The following is a 21841-nucleotide window of genomic DNA, read 5'->3' as shown; positions in this document are numbered from 1 at the left end:
TGCGCACAAAAATAGACGCCAAGCTTCGAATGGAAACTTGGCGCCTTTATTAACATTTTTAGTACACTTCGCTATATAAGCCTGTAATAAATGCCTCAAAATTTTTTGCTAAAAAAGTGATTTTATAATCCGCTTCTTGATCAACATGAACAACAGTCGGCTCACCTTCAGAACCACATGCACGGTAATCAAGAAAAACCATATCATGCCCAGCTGATGGGCAATCACAAATGCTTACACCAATTTTAGGATAGCCCCAAATTGATTCCCAGAATTCAGTGGAAAATTCCCCACATAAAGAAGAAGCGGCCTGTTTTCCTATTCCCATAATGCCTGTAATGACAATAGAATCTTCTGACCAAGAAGTTGCTTCATTTGTAGGAAAAGAATCTTTGCACGGTATGCCGCCGTTTTGTGCATGGCGCATGAGGTAAATATATGAAGCAGGCAACTTAAATCCAAGCTCCGCCTCAATCTCTTGAATAATTTCATCAGTCGGGTAAGCATCTTGGTATTCATCGCCATAGCTAGTATTGAAAAAAGTTTTTAAATCCAGCCCTTTGAAAAATTTTCCTTCTTCTTCAAAATACTTTTTAAAAATTTGCTGTAATTCATTGGCTTTTTCCAATTCGACATTTAGTGAGTCATCAAAATCTCCCCGTTCAAGTTGCAAAACTTCTGTCAAATTGTTCGCCATCTCAGAAAATCGTTCGCCCCGCTTATATGAAACGTCTGCTAAAACAATTGTTGCCCTGACAAACACTTCTTGATTTCCTTCATTTTTTGCAGTGGGAATAATGTTATCTAACGTTTTTATCGCTTCTAATTCTTTACCTTTATCCAAATAATAAAGCACTTTACATAGCTGTTTAGCTAAATCCATTTGTTTTCCCCCTTTTTTAAAAGGTTGCCTTGATAAAGCAAAAGCAGCTCTAATTTTAAAACAGTGATAACTGATTTTGATCAGGAAGACCTTCTAGGCAGCCTTGATCGTCCATGTATTGAATAATCGTTTTCGATACTTTCCCGCGTTGTTGCAAATCTTCTTTTGATAAAAACTCGCCATCAAGACGCGCCTCAACGATTTGTTTCGCAACGTTTGTTCCAAGACTTGGAATCGCATTAAACGGCGGAATAAGCGTATCGCCTTCAATGATAAATTCATCTGCGGTAGATTTATATAAGTCCACTTTTTGGAATTTAAAACCACGCGCAATCATTTCATTCGCGATTTCAAGTACCGTAAGCAAGTTTTTCTCTTTCGTACTCGCTTCAAGCCCCTTGTCATTAATTTCTTTCATGACAGCGCGCACCGCTTCTCGCCCGTTAACCATTGCCGTTAAATCAAAATCGTCTGCGCGGACGGAGAAGTAAGTCGCATAAAAGAACAATGGATTATGGACTTTAAAATACGCGATTCGAACGGCCATCAGAACATAAGCTGCCGCATGGGCTTTCGGGAACATATACTTGATTTTTTTACAAGAATCGATGTACCAAGCCGGCACTTTATTTTCAATCATCGCAGCTTCCATTTCTTCCGTTAAACCTTTCCCTTTACGCACGGATTCCATGATTTTAAAAGCAAGTGAGCTGTCTAATCCTTGATAAATCAGGAAGACCATAATGTCATCACGACAACCAATAACGTCAGGGAGCTCACAAATTTTGTTTTTTATAAGTTCTTCCGCGTTGCCAAGCCATACGTCTGTCCCGTGAGAAAGACCAGAAATTTGCACAAGCTCGGAAAATGTCGTCGGTTTTGTTTGCTCGAGCATTTGACGTACGAAACGCGTTCCAAACTCAGGAATACCAAGCGTTCCTGTTTTTGAATCAATATCTTGCGGTTTCACGCCTAATGATTCTGTCCCGCCAAACAATTTCATGACTTCGGGGTCATCAGTTGGAATGGTTTTCGGATCAATTTCACTTAAATCCTGCAACATCCGAATGGCGGTCGGATCATCGTGTCCGAGTATGTCGAGTTTTAACACGTTATCGTGAATCGAGTGGAAGTCAAAATGCGTCGTTTTCCACTCCGAATCCGTTGCGTCAGCTGGGAATTGCACCGGTGTAAAATCGTAAACATCCATATAGTCAGGAATAACAATAATACCGCCGGGATGCTGTCCAGTCGTACGCTTAACGCCCGTACACCCTGCAACGAGTCGGTCCACTTCTGCTCCGCGAATATTCATATTCATGTCTCTTTCGTAACCGCGAACAAAGCCGAAAGCGGTTTTCTCCGCAACCGTACCGATAGTTCCCGCACGATACACATACTCCTCACCGAAAATTTCCTTCGTGTACGCATGCGCAACGGGTTGATAGTCACCAGAGAAGTTTAAATCAATATCGGGCACTTTATCCCCTTTGAAACCTAGGAACGTCTCAAACGGAATATCCTGCCCTTCTTTTTGATAGTTCGTGCCGCAGTGTGGGCAAACTTTATCTGGAAGGTCAAAACCTGAACCAATCGAACCGTCGTCGAAAAACTCGGAATGCTTACAGTTCGGGCACAAATAATGCGGCGGGAGTGGGTTTACTTCGGTGATTTCGGTCATAGTCGCCACAAAAGACGAACCAACAGACCCACGAGAACCTACCAAATAGCCGTCGTTAAGCGATTTTTTAACAAGCTTATGGGAAATTAAATAGATAACGGCAAATCCGTGTCCGATAATACTTTTTAGTTCCTTTTCAAGACGTGCCTCTACGATTTCAGGTAACTTTTCGCCGTACAATTTGTGTGCCATTTCGTAACTCATGTTGCGGACTTCATCTTCAGCACCTTCAATTTTAGGCGTGTATAATTCGTCTTTAATCGGCTTTAAGTCTTCCATCCAATCAGCAACGAGATTCGAATTCGTTACGACAATTTCATGTGCCTTCTCGCTTCCTAAAAAGCTAAATTCGGCGAGCATTTCATCCGTCGTACGGAAATGCACGTCTGGCATTTCATTTCGATTTAAAGGATTCGCCCCACCCATTGAATGGACTAAAATCTTACGGTAAATCTTATCATTTGGATCTTTGTAATGGACGTTTCCGGTTGCTACAACAGGTTTCCCCGTTTTTTCGCCCACTTTAACGATGTTTTTCAAAATTTCTTCTAACGCTTTCTCATCGCGAATCATTTCGCGTTCAATCAGCGGCGCATAAACTGGTTTCGGCTGAACTTCAATGAAATCGTAAAACCCAGCGACTTTTTCAGCTTCTGCCATACCTTTTTGCATCATCGCTTCAAATAATTCACCTTGACTACAGGCCGTCCCGACAATTAAACCTTCGCGCAATTTTTGCAGCTGCGACCGCGGAATACGCGGCACACGGAAGAAATAATTCAAATTGGACAGCGTAACCAGTTTAAATAAATTCTTTAAACCTTCAGGCGTTTTTGCATAAATGGTCGCGTGGAATGGGCGTGCACGTTTGTAAGCGTCGCCTTCTCCCATATAATTGTTGAGCGCGTCGTGAAAATCAATATCATGCATTTCCTTCGCATCTTTGATGAGCTTCCACGCCAAATACGCAGTTGCTTCGGCATCAAAAATGGCACGGTGATGCTGTTCGAGTATGATGTTGAACTTTTTCGTCAACGTATTCAGGCGGTGGTTTTTAAAGTGCGGGTATAAAAATCGCGCTAACTCCAGCGTATCAATAACCGCGTTCGGCGCGTTAGGCAAACCAATTTTGCGGTACGCCGTGTTGATGAAGCCCATATCGAATGATGCATTGTGGGCAACTAAAATGTCATCGCCACACCATTCGCGGAAGTTTTTTAGAACGACTTCAATCGGATCAGAGCCTTTTACCATATCATCTGTAATGCCTGTCAAATTAATCGTCGTCGCCGAAAGTGGATGCCCAGGGTCAATAAACGCTTCGAATTTATCAATGACTTCCCCGTTATGCATTTTAATTCCGGCAAGCTCGATAATCGTATCATAAACCGCAGAGAGCCCAGTTGTTTCAACGTCAAACACCACATAAGTTGCGTCTTTTAAACCAGTATGTTGGTCGTTATAAGCAATCGGAACGCCGTCATCAATTAAATTGGCTTCAATGCCGTAAATCATCTTGATGCCATTTTTCTTCCCAGCCGCATAGGCTTCTGGGAACGACTGTGCCGCCGCATGATCTGTAAGTGCAATCGCTTTGTGTCCCCAATCAGCCGCCTGTTTCGTTAAATCGCTAATGGAATTTGTTGCATCCATTTGACTCATGTTCGTGTGTAAATGCAATTCAACACGTTTTTCTTCCGCTTTATCGTGACGCATTTTCGGTGCAATCTCATTAATATCTTGCGCCATCATAATTAAATCGCGGACAAAAGTATCATTTTGCACGCTACCGCGAACTTTGACCCACATCCCTTTTTTAAGGTTTTGGAACATCGCCGCATCATCATTATCGCGCGAGAACATTTTAATAATCATCGAACTCGTATAATCCGTTATTTTAAATTGAAGTAAGCTTCTTCCGCTCCGAAGCTCGCGAATCTCCGTTGCAAAAATATAACCTTGCACCGTAATCCGGCGTTCCTCATCATAAATATCGCCGAGCCGTTTCACTTCTTCATCATCTTTAATTTTATAACCAATTTGGAACGGACCATCAAGTGGGGCTGCTTGAACATCATTAGATGCCGCCTCCATCTGGCGCTTTTGCATCACCTGAACAGCCTCCTGCGCCTTCATCGCGTCCTCTTCTTCTTTCGCCTTCGCAAACGCTTTATACGCTTCCGTCTCTTCTTGGGCTAAAATATTCATCCGGATTGCAAGACGCGGGAACCCCGCATCACGGTAGGCTTCAAGAATCTGATTCTGAAAGCTCTGCGCTATTTTAGTTTGCTCCATCTCATTATGAACCGAAATCTCCAAAAAATGCGGTTCCTTCAAAGTCGGTTTTTGTTCCATCAACACCTGCCCAATCATTGGCGACGTCTTAAAAATCGGCTCGACAATCATGTTCCAGTAATCTTGAATAAGCGCCTCATCCAAGCGTGCATCTGTCGTCATGATTCGCAGTTCCGTTTCTGCAATCTCACTAAAAGCACGTTTCATTCCCGTATCAAGCATTTGATAAAACGCTTGCGGAAAAATTTGCGGCGTCTTCAAATGAAATTGCCACGTTTTTGTTGCCTTATCCGCAATCAATTTTTCAATTTGCGTTTCATTCGTGTAGTCGGCAAAAGTCGACACATCGCTTAAACCAACCTGTTCTAAAAGAAGTTTAAATCGTTCTTTTTTATCTTGTTCGGTAGCACTCAATCTCTGACACTCCTTCCAGAAAACTTGAAAAGTACCTTACAAAAGCCAAGGTACTTTTCCGTCATCTCTATTGTACTAAAAAAATCAGTTTTCGCCAAAAAGAATTGGTAGCGTATTTAAAAGTTCATCTTGACGCACTTCAATCATTTCGCCCGTCTTCCGAATTTTCACTTCCACAATTTCTTCCGCCGCTTTCTTCCCAACCGTCACACGAATTGGTAAGCCAATCAAATCTGCATCCGCAAATTTCACGCCAGCGCGCTCAGTTCTATCATCAAGCAACACACTGTAGCCCGCTTCTTGCAGTTTCGCATAAAGCCCTTCCCCAAATTCGCGCTGCTCATCATTCTTCATGTTTACTGGAATCAGGTGAATATCAAACGGCGCAATTCCTTTTTCTAGGACTAAACCGTTCTCATCATGATGCTGTTCTGCTACCGCAGATAAAAGTCGCGATACGCCAATTCCGTAGCAGCCCATAATTAAAGGATTCGCACGACCGAATTCATCTAAAAATGTCGCATTCATCGCTTCACTATATTTTGTTCCCAATTTAAAAATGTGGCCCACTTCAATACCTTCAGCAAATTTAATAATGCCTTGACCGTCAGGCGATAAGTCTCCCGCTTGAATCATCCGAAGATCAAAATAACTGCTGACCGTAAAATCACGTTCTGGATTTACATTTATATAATGGTAGTCATTTTCATTTGCCCCAGTTGCCGCATTCACAATATCTGCCACCGCATTGTCCGCATAAATCCGAATCGAATCCGGCACACCGACTGGCCCAAGCGACCCAAAATCCGCGCCAAGCAATTGAATCGCCACAGCAGGATCCGCAAGTTCAACACTTTTCGCATCAAGCGCATTTTTAATTTTAATATCATTCACTTCATGGTCGCCGCGAACGAGTACCATGATGATTTCGCCATCCACATCAAACAACATTGATTTCAACGTTTTTTCAATTGGAATTTCTAAAAACGAAACAATATCTTCAATGGTTCGTTTTTCAGGCGTCGCTACTTTTTCAAGTTCCGCTTCTTTTTCATGAGATTTTTTTTCCATGTGTAAAACGGGCGCCATTTCCGTATTTGCCGCATAATCGGAAGCATCGCTATATGCAATGGTATCCTCCCCAATTTCTGAAAGCACCATAAATTCTTTCGTGTCTTTCCCGCCAATCGCACCAGAATCTGCAATGACTGCACGGAAATCTAGTCCACAGCGCGTAAAAATGTTGCTGTAAGCTTGATACATCTTTTCATACGTTTCGTCCAAGCTTTCTTGTGTGGCGTGGAACGAATAAGCATCTTTCATGATGAATTCTCGACCACGAAGCAACCCAAAACGTGGACGTTTTTCATCCCTAAATTTCGTTTGAATTTGGTAAAGTGTAATAGGTAAACGCTTGTATGAACTCAGTTCATCACGAACGAGTGACGTAATTACTTCTTCATGCGTTGGCCCAAGCGCAAAGTCGCGCGCGTTACGGTCTTTAAGACGCATTAATTCAGGACCGTAGTCGCTGTAACGCCCGGATTCTTTCCAAAGTTCAGCGGGTTGTAAAGCTGGCATCAAAAGTTCAGATGCTCCCACGCGATTTAATTCTTCGCGAATAATTTGTTCGATTTTTTTTAGTGTTAAGTGAGCAAGCGGTAAGTAGCTGTAAATCCCACTTGCAACTTGACGAATAAAACCTGCGCGGAGTAACAGCTTATGGCTCATTACTTCTGCATCAGCAGGTGTTTCCTTTAAAGTTGGAATAAATGTCATTGTCTGACGCATGAAAAACACTCCCTAATTTTTAAAATCAATCCCTTTGTAACATCGTCCTAGAAAAAGGCACGTTGGATGTCATTCCAAGTGACAAGTATCATCAGAACCATGAGTAGCGCGAATCCGATAAAGTGAATCATTCCTTCTTTTTTCGGATCCACTGGTTTTCTGCGAATAAGCTCATACGCAAAGAATAAAAGTCTTCCGCCATCTAGTGCTGGAAGCGGCAATAAGTTAACAATCCCCAAGTTAATACTAAGAACTGCCGTCCAGTTTAATAACGTTAAGAAGCCGTAACTAACAACTTGTTCCGTGCTCGTATAAATCCCGACTGGTCCGTTCAACATGTCAAGCGAGAAGCCACCCGTAATCATGTTGCCGAGCACTGCAAAGATTTGTGAAATCCAGTACCATGTTTGCGTAAACCCGTAACTGATTTTAGCGCCAAATGAATCGTCTGTCGGTGATCCGACGCCAATCTTCCCGACTTCCTTGCCTTGTTCTTTCACCGAGTCAGGCGTCACATGAATATCTTCTGTTTTTCCGTCGCGGTCTATTTTAAAGTCTAAATCCTTGCCCGGGTTTTCCGACACGATGGTCACAATATCAGCCCAGGAATCCGTTTGTTTACCGTTAATTGATTTGACTTCATCGCCTTGTTTTAAGCCAGCTGTTTGTGCGGGGCTATCCGGCATTACTTTTCCAAGTTCGCTTTCATTTGTGACAACGCCGCCTTGTACAAAAGCAAGCACCGTAAAAATGAGAATCGCTAAAATGAAGTTAAATAATGGGCCGGCAAAAATTGTCGCTGCACGCTTTCCGAGCGATTTCGAGCCGAAAGAGCGGTCATACGGGACAATTTGCGTTTCAATTTTTCCGTCAATAATAATCGCATCTTTTGCGACTTCATAACGGACTTTTTTCGTTTCGTCAAAATCTTCAAAGCCTTCGATGAATAAATCTTTTTCGAGATCTGCATTTGAGACTTCAAGCGGTTGGGCGTTGACATACTGGTCTTTCCCATTTACGATAATTTTTTCGACCTTTTCATCCTCAGAAAGCTCTAAACCAATGCGAAAACCCGGTTTGAGCGAAATCTCTTCGCCGTCCTCCCCGGCCATGCGTACGTAACCGCCAATGGGAAGTAAACGAATCGTGTATTGTGTTTCTTTCTTTTTATAAGCAAATATTTTGGGGCCAAAACCAATGGAAAAATCTTTTACCATTATTCCTGAACGTTTGGCTAATAAAAAGTGTCCTAATTCATGAAAAAAGACAATTAACCCAAAAACAAATATAAATGCAATGATGGTTGTCAAATTCGTTTCACCTCTATCCTATAAAAGTGTTTTCACGTATGCACGTGTTTCTTGATCTACTTGCAGGATTGTGTCGAGTGACGGATCTTGAATCGCATTATGGTTATGCATCGCGTTCTCAACAACTGCTTCAATTCCTTGGAAGGCGACTTGCCCATTTAAAAACCCTGCCACAGCAATTTCGTTCGCTGCATTTAAAACCGTTGGCATCGTCCCACCTATTTTACCAGCTTGAAATGCTAATTTCAATGCCATGAAGCGGTCAAAATCGACTTTTTCAAAATGAAGCGCCCCGTATTTTGTAATGTCAAACGGTTCACTGAACGAAATCGATGCGCGCTCTGGATACGTTAAAGCGTACTGAATGGGAATGCGCATATCAGGTGTTCCGAGTTGGGCAATTAAACTGCCATCAACAAATTCTACCATCGAGTGCACAACACTTTCACGATGAATGACGACTTCAATATCATCGTAGTCCATGTCATACAACCAATGCGCTTCAATGACTTCAAGTCCTTTGTTGAACATCGTTGCCGAATCAATTGTGAGTTTATTTCCCATGTTCCAGTTCGGATGATTGAGCGTTTCTTTGACTGTCACGTTTTTTAGCTCTTCACGTGTCTTGTCGCGAAAACTACCGCCGCTAGCTGTTAACACAATTTTAGCAACGTCTTTCTGGTTTTCGCCATTTAATGCCTGAAAAATAGCTGAATGTTCGCTATCAACAGGTAATAAGTTCACGTTATGCTTCGCTGCGGCCGCCATGACAAGATGCCCAGCCGTTACAAGTGTTTCTTTATTCGCAATTGCGATTTCTTTCCCCGCTTCAATCGCATCTAGTGTGGGGAGAAGCCCAACGCTACCAATTACTGCATTGACAACAACATCGCCTTCTGGGAAAGTCGCAATTTCTCTTAAACCAGCAATGCCGTACGAAAACTGAATGCTTGGAAATTCTGCTCGTAGCGTTTCAAGGTCACGTTTATTTTGTACGGAAACTTTTTGAGGCTGAAATTCCGTAATGATTTTCCGTCCCAGTTCCACATTTCTTCCAAATGAAAGCGAAACAATTTTAAATTTTTCGGGGTGCTCGCGAACAATTTCAAGTGTTTGTGTTCCAATTGATCCCGTTGCACCTAGTAAAATAATTTTTTTCATAGTCACATCTCCATTTAAATAATTTGAAGTATATGTAGAAGTGGCAATACAAAGAGCAGGCTATCAAAACGGTCTAAAATCCCGCCATGTCCTGGTAAAATTTTGCCGGAATCTTTCACGCCGTAATAGCGTTTTAAGGCAGATTCAACAAGATCGCCTAGCTGTCCAAAAATGGATAGAACAACAAGCCCTACTAAAATAACGACCATGGAAAGTGGTAAATCGGCGAAATAATAAAAGCCGCCTGCAATGACTAATGCGCAAATAATACCGCCTATAAAGCCTTCAACCGTTTTATTCGGACTAACATGCGGCGCTAGTTTATGTTTCCCAAATTGCCGCCCGATGAAATACGCACCTGTATCAGTCGACCAAACGATGAGTAATGCGAAAATGACATAGTATAAACCCGCGTCACGCGTCAAAGATAAATAGTGAAAGCCAAATCCAACGTAAATCGCTGAAAGTAGCGCCACGCCCGCTTGATCAAAATGGAACTTATTCCGCGAAAATACCGTATAAGCTAATAAAATTGCAATTCCAATGAAAAGAAGTTCCATTTTTGAAAGACCTATTTCTTCAAAAAAAGTTAAATAACGGTCTGGAACAGTCACAATCCATGTCAGTAAAATCGTGATAATCCCGCTCACAGAAAAAACAGGTTGTTTTACCATGACTAAAATTTCATATACAGCAATTGTCGCTAACAACAAACTCATTAGCTCAAAAGGAATCCCCCCGATGATTACAAACGGAATAAAAACTATGAGCGCCACAATTGCCGTAATTATTCTTGTCTTCACTTATCTTGTCCTCCCTACAGACCTCCGTACCGGCGTGACCGATTTTGATAATCAATCATCGCTTGAAGGAAATCTTCTTCTTTAAAATCAGGCCAATGAACTTCCGTAAAATAAAATTCGCTATAAGCAAGTTGCCAAAGCATAAAATTACTAAGTCGAAGTTCGCCACTTGTTCGTATCAATAAATCCGGATCGCCTAGTCCCCGGCTCATCAAATGATTATCAATATCCGTCTCTGTAATATCAGCCGGATTTTCACCTGCTGCTACTAGCTCTGCAATGGCTGCCTTTGTCGCCGATATAATTTCCGCTCTTCCCCCGTAATTGAGCGCAAAATTAAGCACAAGCCCTGTACAGTGTTTCGTCGCTTCGATAGCTCCTTCAACTGATTTAAGCGTATGAGCTGGTAAGTTTTCCCGGTAGCCCATAATATTTACGCGGACATTTTCTTCTACCAGTTCAGGTACAAACGTATCAAAAAACTCCACTGGTAGCTTCATTAAAAAATCCACTTCATCTGTTGGTCTTTTCCAATTTTCAGTTGAAAACGCATATAATGTCAACACGTCAATGCCAAGACTGCTCGCATATTTCGTGATTTTCTTAACGACATTCATACCTTCCTTATGACCAGCTATACGTGGTAAAAAACGTCTCTTTGCCCATCTTCCGTTGCCATCCATAATGATTGCTACATGCTTTGGAAGAGGAATTTCTGTTGAAAGCTCGCTATCTATAAAATTTTCGTTTTGTCCAAATAGCTTCTTAAACATTTTAAATCCTCCAATAGAGATGCCATTTTTATGCGCATATCTATACTTATAATATCAAAAATCTCGCCATTTATGTACTAAAATTTTCATGTGGAACATGAGATTTTCATGAGAATAAATAATAAGAAAAAGCATTCCTCCCCTTATCAAATTAGAAGAAAAGGAACGCTTTCCACTCTCAACATTACACTTCTAAGATTTCAGCTTCTTTGTTTTTCGCAATTTCATCGATATTTTTAATGCTTGCATCCGTTAGTTTTTGTACATCTTCTGTGTAACCACGCAAGTCATCTTCTGTAATATCGCCAGCTTTTTCAATTTTTTTAAGCTCATCATTTGCATCGCGGCGAACATTTCTTACAGCTACTTTTGCTTCTTCTGCTTCTTTTTTCACTTCTTTTGCGAGCTCACGGCGGCGTTCTTCCGTCAATTGCGGAATCGTCAAACGCAACACGGATCCGTCATTGTTTGGCGTTAAACCTAAGTCGGATTTTAAAAGTGCTTTTTCGATGTCACCAATGATATTTTTATCGAAAGGTGTAATCAAAAGCATGCGCGCTTCTGGAACGGAGATACTAGCCATTTGATTAAGTGGAGTCGGCGCCCCGTAATATTCAACTTGAACACGATCCAAAATTGAAGCATTCGCGCGACCAGCGCGGATTTGTCCAAGTGTACGTACTAAAGCTTGTTCTGCTTTTTCCATTTTTTCTTTTGAATTTTGCAAGACTTCTTTACTCATTTAGTTTTTCCCCCTAACAGTTGTCCCGATTTTTTCACCGAGAATAACTCGCTTAATATTATTTTCATCTTCCGCAAACGAGAATACGATTAACGGAATATCGTTATCCATACTTAACGATGAGGCTGTGGAGTCCATCACTTGCAGGCCTTCTTTAATAACGTCTAAGTAAGAAAGTTCGTCATATTTTTTCGCTGTTTCATCGACTTTTGGATCCGCGCTATACACGCCATCGACATTGTTTTTCGCCATTAAAATGACATCCGCTTCAATTTCAGCTGCACGAAGAGCCGCTGTTGTATCTGTAGAGAAGTACGGGTTTCCAGTTCCGCCAGCAAAAATGACAACGCGCCCTTTTTCAAGGTGACGAATCGCTTTACGACGAATGTATGGTTCAGCAATTTGACGCATATCAATCGAAGTTTGTACGCGTGTTGCCACACCAACGTTTTCTAAAGAATCTTGTAAGGAAAGAGAATTCATGACAGTCGCAAGCATGCCCATATAATCAGCTGCCGCACGGTCCATGCCCATCTCACTCCCAAGTTTCCCGCGCCAAATATTTCCACCACCAACAACGATGGCCACTTCGACACCTAACTCTACTACTTCTTTTACTTGTTTAGAAATCGCATTAACAACGTTTGGCTTAATCCCAAATCCGTCTGTTCCAGCTAATGCTTCACCACTTAGTTTTAGTACTACACGTTTATATTCTGGGGTATCCATAAAAACCTCCGCTATTCATTCTATTTCGAGATAAGTTGTTTCTTTATCCACCATCATCTATTTTACTAGAAAACCCGTCATTACAAAAGCTTTTTTATATAAAAATAGAAAAAATGTTTGCGCTTTGCCTTTTTGTGTAATTTGGAGCGTTTTTATTCTCCTAATTTTCAAAAAACGTGCTATACTAAGAGCAAATAAAAGGAGGAATGATGATGGTTTGGACTGTACCCTATTTAATTTTCGATGGCACGGCAAATGACGTCTTAGAATACTATAAAGATGTTTTTGAAGCTGATAACAGCGGCGTTCAGCGTTATGGTGATATGGAAGATTTCTCTGGCACCGATTTATCCGCCAAACGATTAATTCACGGCTGGCTGGCAAAGGACGGTGTGGATTTCTTACTTTTTTCTGACGCACCCGAGGGCATGCCACTTGCTGAAGGTGATACTGTAACCATCGCCTTCATGTTCCAAGACGAAGCTTCTTTAAAAAGAGCGTATGACAAACTAAAAAGTGAAGCCAAAGATATCCACATGGAACTCCAAGAAACTTTTTGGGGCGCGATTTACGCGAATCTAACGGACAAATACGGTGTTCACTGGCAACTTAATTATCAAAAAGAAACATTACCGAGGTAAAAAACTAGGCAGGTCACCTTAAAGCGACCTGCCTTCTTTAATCAAAAATTGCTGGCATTTTCTCAGTATCCCCGCGAAACAATTTAAGTAGCACAAATTTTAAACCTTTGAATAAAGCATAACTTATCATACTTCCTAAAAAATTAAAGATAATATCATCTATATCAGCAATCCGATACCCTATTAAAAACTGTGTTACTTCTATTAAAAGTGTAAAAGTAAATCCTACTATCATCATTCTTTTCCAAGACATTCGTAATAAAAATGGTAATCCAAATCCAAACGGTATCGTTAAAAGTGTATTTAATAAATAGCCTTTTGGATCGATACTTACGAAAGGTACTAAAGACACGCCTTGCCAAATAGATAGATTCTGTTCTGCCCTATCAATAAAGTAAAGCGGAAATTGCGTAATCCGAATCACTTCGGTTATGTAAAGATAAAAAATAGAGTAACATAATAGAAATCCCCAGCTTTTTTTCCAACATAGCTTTAAAATTATAATTGATACCATATAAATACAAAAAAAGGTAAGATATGTCCCCAACTCTTCAAAATAAATCCCCAATTGTCCTCTTTCTCCAGTCCTCTAATCTAAGCTGTTTTTATTGTTCCATTATAGCACAAAAACACGCTGCTGCTTTCAAATCATTTGATAAATCCTGTCTGCTATTCTTTATTTCTCAATCGAAAAGTCACAAAATGTGTACCGAGTTGGAAGGGTAGTACACTTTTCGCGAAATTAATCTTGAGTAGATTATTTGTGTAGTATAATAGCTATTATCACGAATGAATCGAGGTCGATTAGATGTTAAAAAATCGATTAAAAAACTTAAGAGAAAAAAATAACTTACTACAAAAAGACGTTGCGAGAAAAATAGATGTTGGTCGCACAACTTATGCTATGTATGAGCAAGGGAACCGAGAACCTGATTTAGCAACACTCAACAAGATTGCCAAGTCATATGATGTATCCATTGATTACTTGGTAGGTAACACAGACAATGAAGACGGATACCTCAACTCCCCTGAATACATAGCTTTTGAAAATAATCCTGAATTAGCTGCATTTTGGAGAGAACTTCCTGAATCAGAGGAAGAACGAGTCCAACAACTTTATGAGATGTGGAAAATCATTAGTAATCCAAGTTATTTTCAACACAAAAGTTCAAAATATAACTCATCAATTGATGTTAACGCATAAGCGCTAATATAAAAACACAAAAAGGAGAGAACATATTTATGGTAGGAGTTTCAATTTTAATGCTTGTTTTAGGTTTTATCGGTCTAGTTGTGGGCATTATTCTAATCATCAACAAGAAAACTAGAAAAGCAGGTGTTATAACTACTATTTCATCTATTGCATGTGGGATAGTATTTTCAATCGTGTTTGTCGTGGGCATAGTCAATGAGGGAGCAAAGGCGGTAAATGAAGCTGCCTCTACTAACTCTACTTCCACTAACTCAAGCGATGATTCGGCAGACACTTCCTTAGAAGACGAATCAACTGAAGAATACACTGACACTGAGTCAGAAGAAGGATCTAGAGCTAACCCTACTCCTTTAAATTCGACATTATCACTTAGCGGTTCAATGATGGATGTGGATACTTATGATAACTTTAAAGCAAATATGGATATTACGATTACTGAAACAATACGAGGAAATGAGGCCGCACAAATAATTCAAGCTGAAAATCAATTTAATGAGCCTGCCCCTGATGGAAAAGAATACATTTTAAATAAAGTCAAAGTTAAGGCATATGGCATCGCTTCACCAGAAAATAAATTTATGATTAATGATATGGAATTTGAATATCTTTCATCAACAGGAACGCTTTATGACGGAGAAAGTGTTGTTATTCCCAATGAATTATCAGCTACATTATATAATGAAGGAACAGCAGAAGGATATATTCAAGGAACGATTAATAAAGATGATGCGGCGCCGCTTATAAAGTACGAGAATTTTTATTTTAGCACTAAATAATTAATAACATAAAAACCCCTGTTATTCTAAATGAATAACAGGGGTTTAAACTTATATTTACAATTAGTCTTTCTTCACTTGATTCATAACTTCTTCAACAAAGTTATCTTCTTTTTTCTCTAAGCCTTCGCCGACTTCAAAGCGTACGAATGATGCAACAGTTGCACCGTTTTGTTTCACGTATTCGCCAACTGTGATGTCAGGATTTTTAACGAAAGGTTGGTCTAAAAGGGAGATTTCACTCAACCATTTTGTTAAGCGACCTTCCACCATTTTTTCAACGATTTTTTCAGGTTTACCTTCGTTTAAAGCTTGTTGTGTTAAAATTTCTTTTTCGTGTGCGATTTCAGCAGCGTCTACATCGTCACGAGAAATGTACTTCGGATTAATAGCGGCAATGTGCATCGCAACATCTTTTGCTACTTCTTCCTTGTCAGTACCTTCAAGTAAAGTTAAAACGCCGATACGTCCACCCATGTGAATGTATTCGCCGAACGCATGGTTATCAGCTTTTTCTTTGATTTCAAAACGACGAAGTGAAATTTTTTCACCGATTTTTGTAATTTGTTCAGTGATGTAATCTTGAACTGTTACGCCGCTTTCGATTTCAGTTTTTAAAGCGTCATCTAAGTTATCTGGTTTAACAGCTAACAAATGATTCGCTAATTTATCTACTAATGCGATGAAGTTATCGTTTTTAGCAACAAAGTCAGTTTCAGCGTTTACTTCTAAAACAACAGCATGTTTCTCGTTACTTACAACGTGAGTCATACCTTCAGAAGCAATACGGTCACCTTTTTTAGCCGCTTTCGCGATTCCTTTTTCACGAAGATAGTCGATTGCTTTATCCATATCGCCATCAGTTTCTACTAACGCTTTTTTACAGTCCATCATACCTGCGCCAGTTTTTTCACGTAATTCTTTTACCATTTGAGCAGTAATGTTTGCCATTTTATTTTCCCTCCAATAGTTAACTTTTAAAAAAGGTGATAAGTTAAATCTCTTATCACCTCAGAAATGTTTCATCAAAAATTAAGCTTCAGTAGACTCTTCCGCTTTCACTTCTTCAGTAGATTGTACTTCTTCTACAGGAGCTTCAACGTTTTCTTCGCCTTGGTTGACTTCGATGATAGCATCAGCCATTTTAGCAGTTAATAGTTTAACCGCACGAATCGCGTCATCGTTTGCAGGGATTACATAATCAATTTCATCAGGATCACAGTTAGTATCTACAATACCGATGATAGGAATATTTAATTTACGAGCTTCTGCTACTGCGATACGCTCTTTACGAGGGTCAACGATGAACATTGCATCAGGAAGACCTTTCATATCTTTAATACCGCCTAAGAAGCGCTCTAATTTTTCTTTTTCTTTTTTCAGAAGGACAACTTCTTTCTTAGGTAAAACTTCGAAAGTGCCATCTTCTTCCATTTTTTCGATTTTTTTAAGGTGTTTAATACGCTTTTGAATCGTTTCAAAGTTTGTAAGTGTTCCACCTAACCAACGATGGTTTACAAAGTATTGACCAGAACGTTCCGCTTCTTCTTTAACAGAATCTTGTGCTTGTTTTTTAGTACCAACGAAAAGGATAGTACCTCCGTCAGCAGCTACTTCACGCATGAAGTTGAAAGCTTCGTCAACTTTTTTAACCGTTTTTTGTAAATCGATAATGTAAATTCCGTTACGTTCCGTGAAGATATATTTCTTCATTTTCGGGTTCCAACGGCGTGTTTGGTGTCCAAAGTGTACACCAGCTTCTAATAATTGTTTCATTGAAATAACAGGCATGTTATTCCCTCCTATGGTTTTATTTTTGCGACAAGTCGCCCTCCGCAATCGGTCAACCAAATGAAAGACTTGAAAAATCAAGCACCTTCTCATTTGTCACGTTGCGTGTGTGATTTAACACCGTTTATTACTATACCACAAATTGATGCTATTAGTCAATATCATTCCTTATTACTCCGCACCATTTTCGTCCAGTTATACCAGCTATAAACCGAGTTGAACAAATACATGATATACATGACGAGCACGGACATGTTTGTTTCACCTGAATGCGACAGCATCAGCACCCATAATGTAATCGTTAAAATATTTACCACAATCCATAAAAGCCATTGTTCACGAAAACGCAAAATCATTAGGATTTGCGCCACTACAGAAATTATCGTGGTCGCTCCGTCCCAACCGGGCAGGGCGCTTCCGATGCTTCGCAAGTAAATACTGTACAGGATGGTTAAAACAGCCACTAAGACGATACAGATTAGCCACTGGACTAGGGTTAAAGATTTCGCCTCAACTTCTTTTACTTTTGCCTTATTAATTGCATGTTTAGCCGAGTAGTGTCTTTTCCACATGATGAATCCGACAATTTGGACTGGAAGATATAAAATGAGTTGCAGCTGCACTTCGCCGTATAATTTGAACGTGTAGGAAACCCAGGCGTAAGCGAGAACATTAATGAGTCCGAAGAAATAATTGCTTATTTTCCCTTTTCCAACAAAAACAACGCAAAGTATCCCGCTTATCCCAGCGATTAATCCGATAACGGAATCTGGGTATAAGATGTATACCACAATTTGTACGGCAAGAAAAATCGTAATCCATATTTTTTCAAAAGTTGTCCAGCCGTAAAACAACTCCTTTTTTAAAGCTTCAATCATGCAAATTCTCCTTCTGGCTCAATCAAGTTGTCAATTAGCTTGATTGCCGCTTGATACTGTTCATAAAAACTACCTTCTAAAACCGCTACTTTGTCAGAAAGGTTATATTCGGTTAGCGTGTTTAAAAAGTTTTGATGCATTCTTTCGCGTGTGGCATCATCGCTGTAACTCATGTCGCGGAAACCATCATCTACATATCTCGTTGCAGGTGGCAACGTAATAATTAAGTCCCACTCCTGTTTCTCAATATAATGTTTAAACACAACGCGCGCATTCTCCACTTCTTCTTCTGTGCAATAATATTGAATGTAGTTTAGCGTGGTCATCGTGTCGGTATCCGCAATAAACACGCCACTGTTCGCTGGGCTATGTATATGTTTTTTATTATTTTCAAATTGCCCAATTCCAATGTTTAGAAGATCTCTAAAACTTAATTCGTCATCGCGAACATTGTAAGTTTCTTCATATTCGCGCGCGTACTCTAATGAGAAAGACGTTGCATAATGCCGGGCCAAATCACGCGTTAAGGTCGTTTTCCCTGTTGAGGCAGTCCCGTAAATTAGCACCTTTTTAACATAAAATTTTCGAAAAGGTTTCATGATGTAGTCCCAATATTTGACCGGATTTTCGCGACATAAAGTGCCGGAAAGCCCTGTTTTCTTGCGTTCCAGAAACGTTATCACATCTTCTCTAGCTACCCGCTTTTGGAGTTCTTGCTGATATTCTGGTTCCCCTACATAATAGTTTCGCGGGCTATTTGTGAGTAGCTCTTTTGCCAGTATTGTTTGCAAGAGCGCCCACCATTCTTCCCAACCATTCACATCAGCGGAAATATACGCCGGAATATCCTTTTCATCTAGTTTAATAACTTGTACCATTTCGTCATCTTTAAATAGCTCTCTCATGGCTCTAAATCTATCGGTTAAACCCATGCCGCTACTGCCACCACGATCTCCGTCGTAGCCTGACACAACGACAACAACACCCTCCTCACATTCGCGTTTTGCACGAATGACTAGCTCATAATGCCCAATATGACAGGGGGCAAATGTGCCAAAATAAATACCAATTCCATTATGCATGTGTCCACCTTCTTTTGCTGATTTATTTTTTATGTTTATTCATAATAGTAGCGAACTCGTATAGGAAAGTAAATAGCCGATTCCAACTGTTCGTAAAAAAATACTTGTTTACACAAAAAAAGAAGGGGAAAACTCCCCTCCTCAGCATTAATTTGCTACAATATTGACCAACTTTCCAGGAACAGCAATCACTTTACGAATAGTTTTGCCCTCTAGTTCCGCTTGGATGCGTTCATGTTGTTTAGCAAATTCCTCTAATTCTTCTTTTGGCATTGCTTTTGCAACAATTGCTTTTGCTTTCACTTTGCCGTTCACTTGAAGCACAATTTCCACTTCGTCTTCAATTAGTTTTGACTCATCAAACGTTGGCCACACCGCGTATGCGATAGATTCGTTATGCCCAAGAATGGACCAAAGTTCTTCCCCTACATGCGGTGCAATTGGGGCAAGGAGTTTTACGAAGCCTTCTGCATATTCTGTTGGCACCGTTTCTGCTTTATATGCTTCGTTCACAAAAATCATTAGCGCCGAAATACCGGTGTTAAAGCGCAGATTTTCGTAATCATTCGTCACACTTTTCACCATTTGATGGTACGCACGTTCAAGCTTGCCATCGTTCGCTTTTGTCACTTTTGCTTGCAAATTGCCTGCGTCAGAAACAAAAAGTCGGTATGCCCGGTCGAGGAACTTCCGCGCACCTTCAAGCCCGTTTTCACTCCAAGCGATAGAAGCTTCAAGCGGTCCCATGAACATTTCATACAAGCGCAGCGTGTCCGCCCCGTATTTTTCAACGACTTCATCAGGATTTACAACATTGCCGCGAGATTTCGACATTTTCTCGTTGTTTTCGCCCAAAATCATTCCTTGGTTAAAAAGTTTTTGGAATGGCTCTTTCGTAGGAACAACCCCAATGTCATACAGGAATTTGTGCCAGAAGCGCGCGTATAGCAAGTGAAGAACGGCATGCTCTGCGCCGCCGATATATACATCAACGGGAAGCCACGCTTTTAGTTTTTCAGGGTCCGCGATTTTGTCCGCATTTTTCGGATCGATATAACGCAAGAAATACCAGCTGGAACCAGCCCATTGCGGCATCGTATTCGTTTCACGACGCCCTTTCCGACCATTTTCATCGACCACATTTACCCAATCCGTCAGATTGGCAAGTGGTGATTCGCCTGTACCAGATGGCTTAATTTCTGTTGCTTTTGGCAAAAGAAGGGGCAATTCATTTTCAGGTACAAGTGTCGATTCGCCGTCTTCCCAGTGGATAACTGGAATTGGTTCGCCCCAATAACGCTGGCGGCTAAAGAGCCAGTCGCGCAAACGATACGTTGTTTTTCTCGTACCCGAACCATCTGCCTCTAGCCAGTCACAAATTTTCGAAATAGCATCTGCTTGATTCAAACCGTTCAAGAAATCGGAGTTCACATGTTCACCGTCGCCGCTATAAGCCGCGTTTGAAACGTCGCCACCCTTCACAACTTCCACAATCGCAAGATTAAACTGCTTGGCAAATTCATGGTCGCGCTCATCATGCCCCGGAACCGCCATCACAGCACCCGTGCCGTATTGAATGAGCACGTAATCCGCAATCCAAATCGGCATTTTTGCGCCATTAACTGGATTTATCGCATACGCTCCTGTAAAGACACCTGTTTTTTCTTTGGCTAAATCCGTACGTTCTAGTTCACTTTTTAGTTCCACCTTTTTGCGATACGAAATGACAGCCTCTTTCTGTTCGGGTGTCGTAATGACGTCTACCAAATCATGCTCAGGAGCAAGCACCGCATAAGTCGATCCAAAAAGTGTATCTGGACGTGTTGTGAAGACAGCAAATGATTGGTCCGTGCCATCAATCGCGAAATTAACTTCCGCACCAACCGATTTCCCAATCCAGTTGCGCTGCATGTCCTTAATGTTTTCCGGCCAGTCGACAAGCTCCAAATCGTCTAGCAAGCGATCAGCATAAGCGGTAATTTTAAGCATCCACTGACGCATTGGTTTACGAAAGACTGGATGTCCACCGCGTTCACTTTTTCCGTCAATGACTTCTTCATTCGCTAGCACCGTTCCAAGCGCCGGGCACCAGTTTACTGCCACTTCTGCTTCATATGCCAAGCCTTTTTCAAACAATTTTTCAAAAATCCACTGCGTCCATTTATAGTATTCTGGGTCTGTCGTATTAATTTCGCGTTCCCAGTCATAAGAAAAACCTAGCGATTTAATTTGACGCGTAAAGTTTTCAATATTGTGCGCTGTAAATTCAGCCGGGTCATTCCCCGTATCAATCGCATACTGTTCGGCGGGCAAACCAAACGCATCCCAGCCCATCGGATGAAGCACGTTGTAGCCTTGCGCCCGTTTCATGCGCGACAAAATATCCGTCGCCGTGTAACCTTCTGGGTGCCCAACATGCAGACCTGCTCCAGACGGGTATGGGAACATATCAAGCGCATAAAAGTTTTTCTTATTCGCATCTTCCATCGTACGGAATGTTTTCTTTTCGTCCCAATATTTTTGCCATTTTGGTTCAACTACTTTGTGATTAAAACTCATTTTTTCTCCCTCTCTCTACCTATTTTTTGAGATGCACAAAATAAAAAGCCTTCCGCCCCAATAGCATACTTGCTATGGGACGAAAGACTATTGCTTCCGCGGTACCACCCAAATTAGTGACATTCACTCAACTTTATCATCCTTAACGCGGATAACGTGCGAATTTTTGTAAAGGCAAGTTCACCCGTCCTCTTGTTCAGCTCACACCAACCGCTGACTCTCTAAGCAAAAGAAACTTGGACTACTACTCCTTTTATCGCATCTCATTTTGAAGTTAGCTTCATTGTAGCTGATTTTCACGCTTTTGGCAAGGCTCCTT

At 40.9% G+C, this 21841-nt stretch carries 18 protein-coding genes; 3 read left to right on the top strand and 15 right to left on the bottom strand.

All coding sequences use genetic code 11. From position 1 onward, the window contains the following. Nucleotides 1–58 precede the first annotated feature (58 nt). From CFS60_RS12755 to pyrH, 9 genes are all read right to left on the bottom strand, one after another. Entirely contained in the window at nucleotides 59–883 is an 825-nt protein-coding gene (locus CFS60_RS12755; protein WP_088825632.1) for an SMI1/KNR4 family protein, read from the bottom strand. 55 nt (nucleotides 884–938) lie between these two features. Then, on the bottom strand, nucleotides 939–5273 hold the full coding sequence (locus CFS60_RS12750) for a PolC-type DNA polymerase III (RefSeq protein ID WP_088839336.1): 4335 nt from the start codon (nucleotides 5271–5273) through the stop codon (nucleotides 939–941). A gap of 84 nt (nucleotides 5274–5357) precedes the next feature. Next, nucleotides 5358–7064 (bottom strand): proline--tRNA ligase, encoded by a 1707-nt coding sequence (locus tag CFS60_RS12745; RefSeq protein WP_088809900.1) that lies wholly within the window; start codon nucleotides 7062–7064, stop codon nucleotides 5358–5360. Between the two features lie 47 nt (nucleotides 7065–7111). Continuing rightward, complete coding sequence (gene rseP / locus CFS60_RS12740) at nucleotides 7112–8374, bottom strand: RIP metalloprotease RseP (protein ID WP_088809899.1); 1263 nt, start codon at nucleotides 8372–8374, stop codon at nucleotides 7112–7114. Between the two features lie 18 nt (nucleotides 8375–8392). Next, nucleotides 8393–9535: a 1-deoxy-D-xylulose-5-phosphate reductoisomerase gene (gene dxr, locus CFS60_RS12735; RefSeq protein WP_088839335.1), complete on the bottom strand. Its 1143-nt coding sequence runs from the start codon at nucleotides 9533–9535 to the stop codon at nucleotides 8393–8395. A gap of 14 nt (nucleotides 9536–9549) precedes the next feature. Then, complete coding sequence (locus CFS60_RS12730) at nucleotides 9550–10338, bottom strand: phosphatidate cytidylyltransferase (RefSeq protein ID WP_088809897.1); 789 nt, start codon at nucleotides 10336–10338, stop codon at nucleotides 9550–9552. A gap of 14 nt (nucleotides 10339–10352) precedes the next feature. Then, on the bottom strand, nucleotides 10353–11111 hold the full coding sequence (locus CFS60_RS12725; protein ID WP_088839334.1) for an isoprenyl transferase: 759 nt from the start codon (nucleotides 11109–11111) through the stop codon (nucleotides 10353–10355). Nucleotides 11112–11295: 184 nt separating this feature from the next. Then, a complete protein-coding gene (gene frr, locus CFS60_RS12720; RefSeq protein ID WP_088809895.1) occupies nucleotides 11296–11853 on the bottom strand; it encodes a ribosome recycling factor in 558 nt (185 codons plus the stop codon). Continuing rightward, a complete protein-coding gene (pyrH, locus tag CFS60_RS12715; protein WP_088809894.1) occupies nucleotides 11854–12582 on the bottom strand; it encodes a UMP kinase in 729 nt (242 codons plus the stop codon). It lies immediately after the preceding gene. A 212-nt stretch (nucleotides 12583–12794) separates the two neighbouring features. Here pyrH and CFS60_RS12710 point away from each other — a divergent pair, with 212 nt between their 5' ends. Beyond that, nucleotides 12795–13223, top strand: a complete 429-nt coding sequence (locus tag CFS60_RS12710; RefSeq protein ID WP_088809893.1) for a VOC family protein — start codon at nucleotides 12795–12797, stop codon at nucleotides 13221–13223. Between the two features lie 37 nt (nucleotides 13224–13260). Here the strand turns inward: CFS60_RS12710 and CFS60_RS12705 are convergent, their stop codons facing one another. After that, nucleotides 13261–13791, bottom strand: a complete 531-nt coding sequence (locus CFS60_RS12705) for a VanZ family protein (protein ID WP_088839333.1) — start codon at nucleotides 13789–13791, stop codon at nucleotides 13261–13263. A 240-nt stretch (nucleotides 13792–14031) separates the two neighbouring features. Between CFS60_RS12705 and CFS60_RS12700 the strand changes: the two genes are divergently transcribed. Both CFS60_RS12700 and CFS60_RS12695 read left to right on the top strand, forming a co-directional pair. Beyond that, complete coding sequence (locus tag CFS60_RS12700) at nucleotides 14032–14427, top strand: helix-turn-helix domain-containing protein (protein ID WP_088809891.1); 396 nt, start codon at nucleotides 14032–14034, stop codon at nucleotides 14425–14427. Between the two features lie 38 nt (nucleotides 14428–14465). Then, nucleotides 14466–15212 (top strand): hypothetical protein, encoded by a 747-nt coding sequence (locus CFS60_RS12695; protein ID WP_088815879.1) that lies wholly within the window; start codon nucleotides 14466–14468, stop codon nucleotides 15210–15212. A 63-nt stretch (nucleotides 15213–15275) separates the two neighbouring features. Here the strand turns inward: CFS60_RS12695 and tsf are convergent, their stop codons facing one another. The 5 genes from tsf to leuS form a co-directional block, all read right to left on the bottom strand. Next, nucleotides 15276–16163 (bottom strand): translation elongation factor Ts, encoded by an 888-nt coding sequence (gene tsf / locus CFS60_RS12690; RefSeq protein ID WP_088809889.1) that lies wholly within the window; start codon nucleotides 16161–16163, stop codon nucleotides 15276–15278. A gap of 81 nt (nucleotides 16164–16244) precedes the next feature. Next, nucleotides 16245–17003 (bottom strand): 30S ribosomal protein S2, encoded by a 759-nt coding sequence (gene rpsB / locus CFS60_RS12685; protein ID WP_088809888.1) that lies wholly within the window; start codon nucleotides 17001–17003, stop codon nucleotides 16245–16247. Between the two features lie 161 nt (nucleotides 17004–17164). Continuing rightward, nucleotides 17165–17881 carry a nicotinamide riboside transporter PnuC gene (pnuC, locus tag CFS60_RS12680; protein WP_088809887.1) on the bottom strand — a complete coding sequence of 239 codons (717 nt, stop codon included), beginning with the start codon at nucleotides 17879–17881 and terminating at the stop codon, nucleotides 17165–17167. Further along, the gene (locus CFS60_RS12675) at nucleotides 17878–18963 is read right to left on the bottom strand and encodes an AAA family ATPase (protein WP_088809886.1); all 1086 of its coding nucleotides are present in this window, start codon (nucleotides 18961–18963) and stop codon (nucleotides 17878–17880) included. The genes pnuC and CFS60_RS12675 overlap by 4 nt, the downstream gene beginning before the upstream one ends. Before the next feature lie 147 nt (nucleotides 18964–19110). After that, nucleotides 19111–21522 (bottom strand): leucine--tRNA ligase, encoded by a 2412-nt coding sequence (gene leuS / locus CFS60_RS12670; protein WP_088839332.1) that lies wholly within the window; start codon nucleotides 21520–21522, stop codon nucleotides 19111–19113. Nucleotides 21523–21841 lie beyond the last annotated feature (319 nt).

This window comes from Listeria sp. ILCC792 (assembly GCF_900186135.1).
GTDB lineage: Bacteria > Bacillota > Bacilli > Lactobacillales > Listeriaceae > Listeria > Listeria goaensis.
This window is presented reverse-complemented; position numbering and strand designations above follow the sequence as displayed.

Bases quoted from the DNA above. Each gene is read 5' to 3' on its own strand.
- CFS60_RS12755 (WP_088825632.1), bottom strand. From the start codon at position 883: ATGGATTTAGCTAAACAGCTATGTAAAGTGCTTTATTATTTGGATAAA.
- CFS60_RS12745 (WP_088809900.1), bottom strand. From the start codon at position 7,064: ATGCGTCAGACAATGACATTTATTCCAACTTTAAAGGAAACACCTGCT.
- dxr (WP_088839335.1), bottom strand. From the start codon at position 9,535: ATGAAAAAAATTATTTTACTAGGTGCAACGGGATCAATTGGAACACAA.
- CFS60_RS12725 (WP_088839334.1), bottom strand. From the start codon at position 11,111: ATGTTTAAGAAGCTATTTGGACAAAACGAAAATTTTATAGATAGCGAG.
- frr (WP_088809895.1), bottom strand. From the start codon at position 11,853: ATGAGTAAAGAAGTCTTGCAAAATTCAAAAGAAAAAATGGAAAAAGCA.
- pyrH (WP_088809894.1), bottom strand. From the start codon at position 12,582: ATGGATACCCCAGAATATAAACGTGTAGTACTAAAACTAAGTGGTGAA.
- CFS60_RS12710 (WP_088809893.1), top strand. From the start codon at position 12,795: ATGGTTTGGACTGTACCCTATTTAATTTTCGATGGCACGGCAAATGAC.
- CFS60_RS12700 (WP_088809891.1), top strand. From the start codon at position 14,032: ATGTTAAAAAATCGATTAAAAAACTTAAGAGAAAAAAATAACTTACTA.
- CFS60_RS12695 (WP_088815879.1), top strand. From the start codon at position 14,466: ATGGTAGGAGTTTCAATTTTAATGCTTGTTTTAGGTTTTATCGGTCTA.
- tsf (WP_088809889.1), bottom strand. From the start codon at position 16,163: ATGGCAAACATTACTGCTCAAATGGTAAAAGAATTACGTGAAAAAACT.
- rpsB (WP_088809888.1), bottom strand. From the start codon at position 17,003: ATGCCTGTTATTTCAATGAAACAATTATTAGAAGCTGGTGTACACTTT.
- pnuC (WP_088809887.1), bottom strand. From the start codon at position 17,881: ATGATTGAAGCTTTAAAAAAGGAGTTGTTTTACGGCTGGACAACTTTT.
- CFS60_RS12675 (WP_088809886.1), bottom strand. From the start codon at position 18,963: ATGCATAATGGAATTGGTATTTATTTTGGCACATTTGCCCCCTGTCAT.
- leuS (WP_088839332.1), bottom strand. From the start codon at position 21,522: ATGAGTTTTAATCACAAAGTAGTTGAACCAAAATGGCAAAAATATTGG.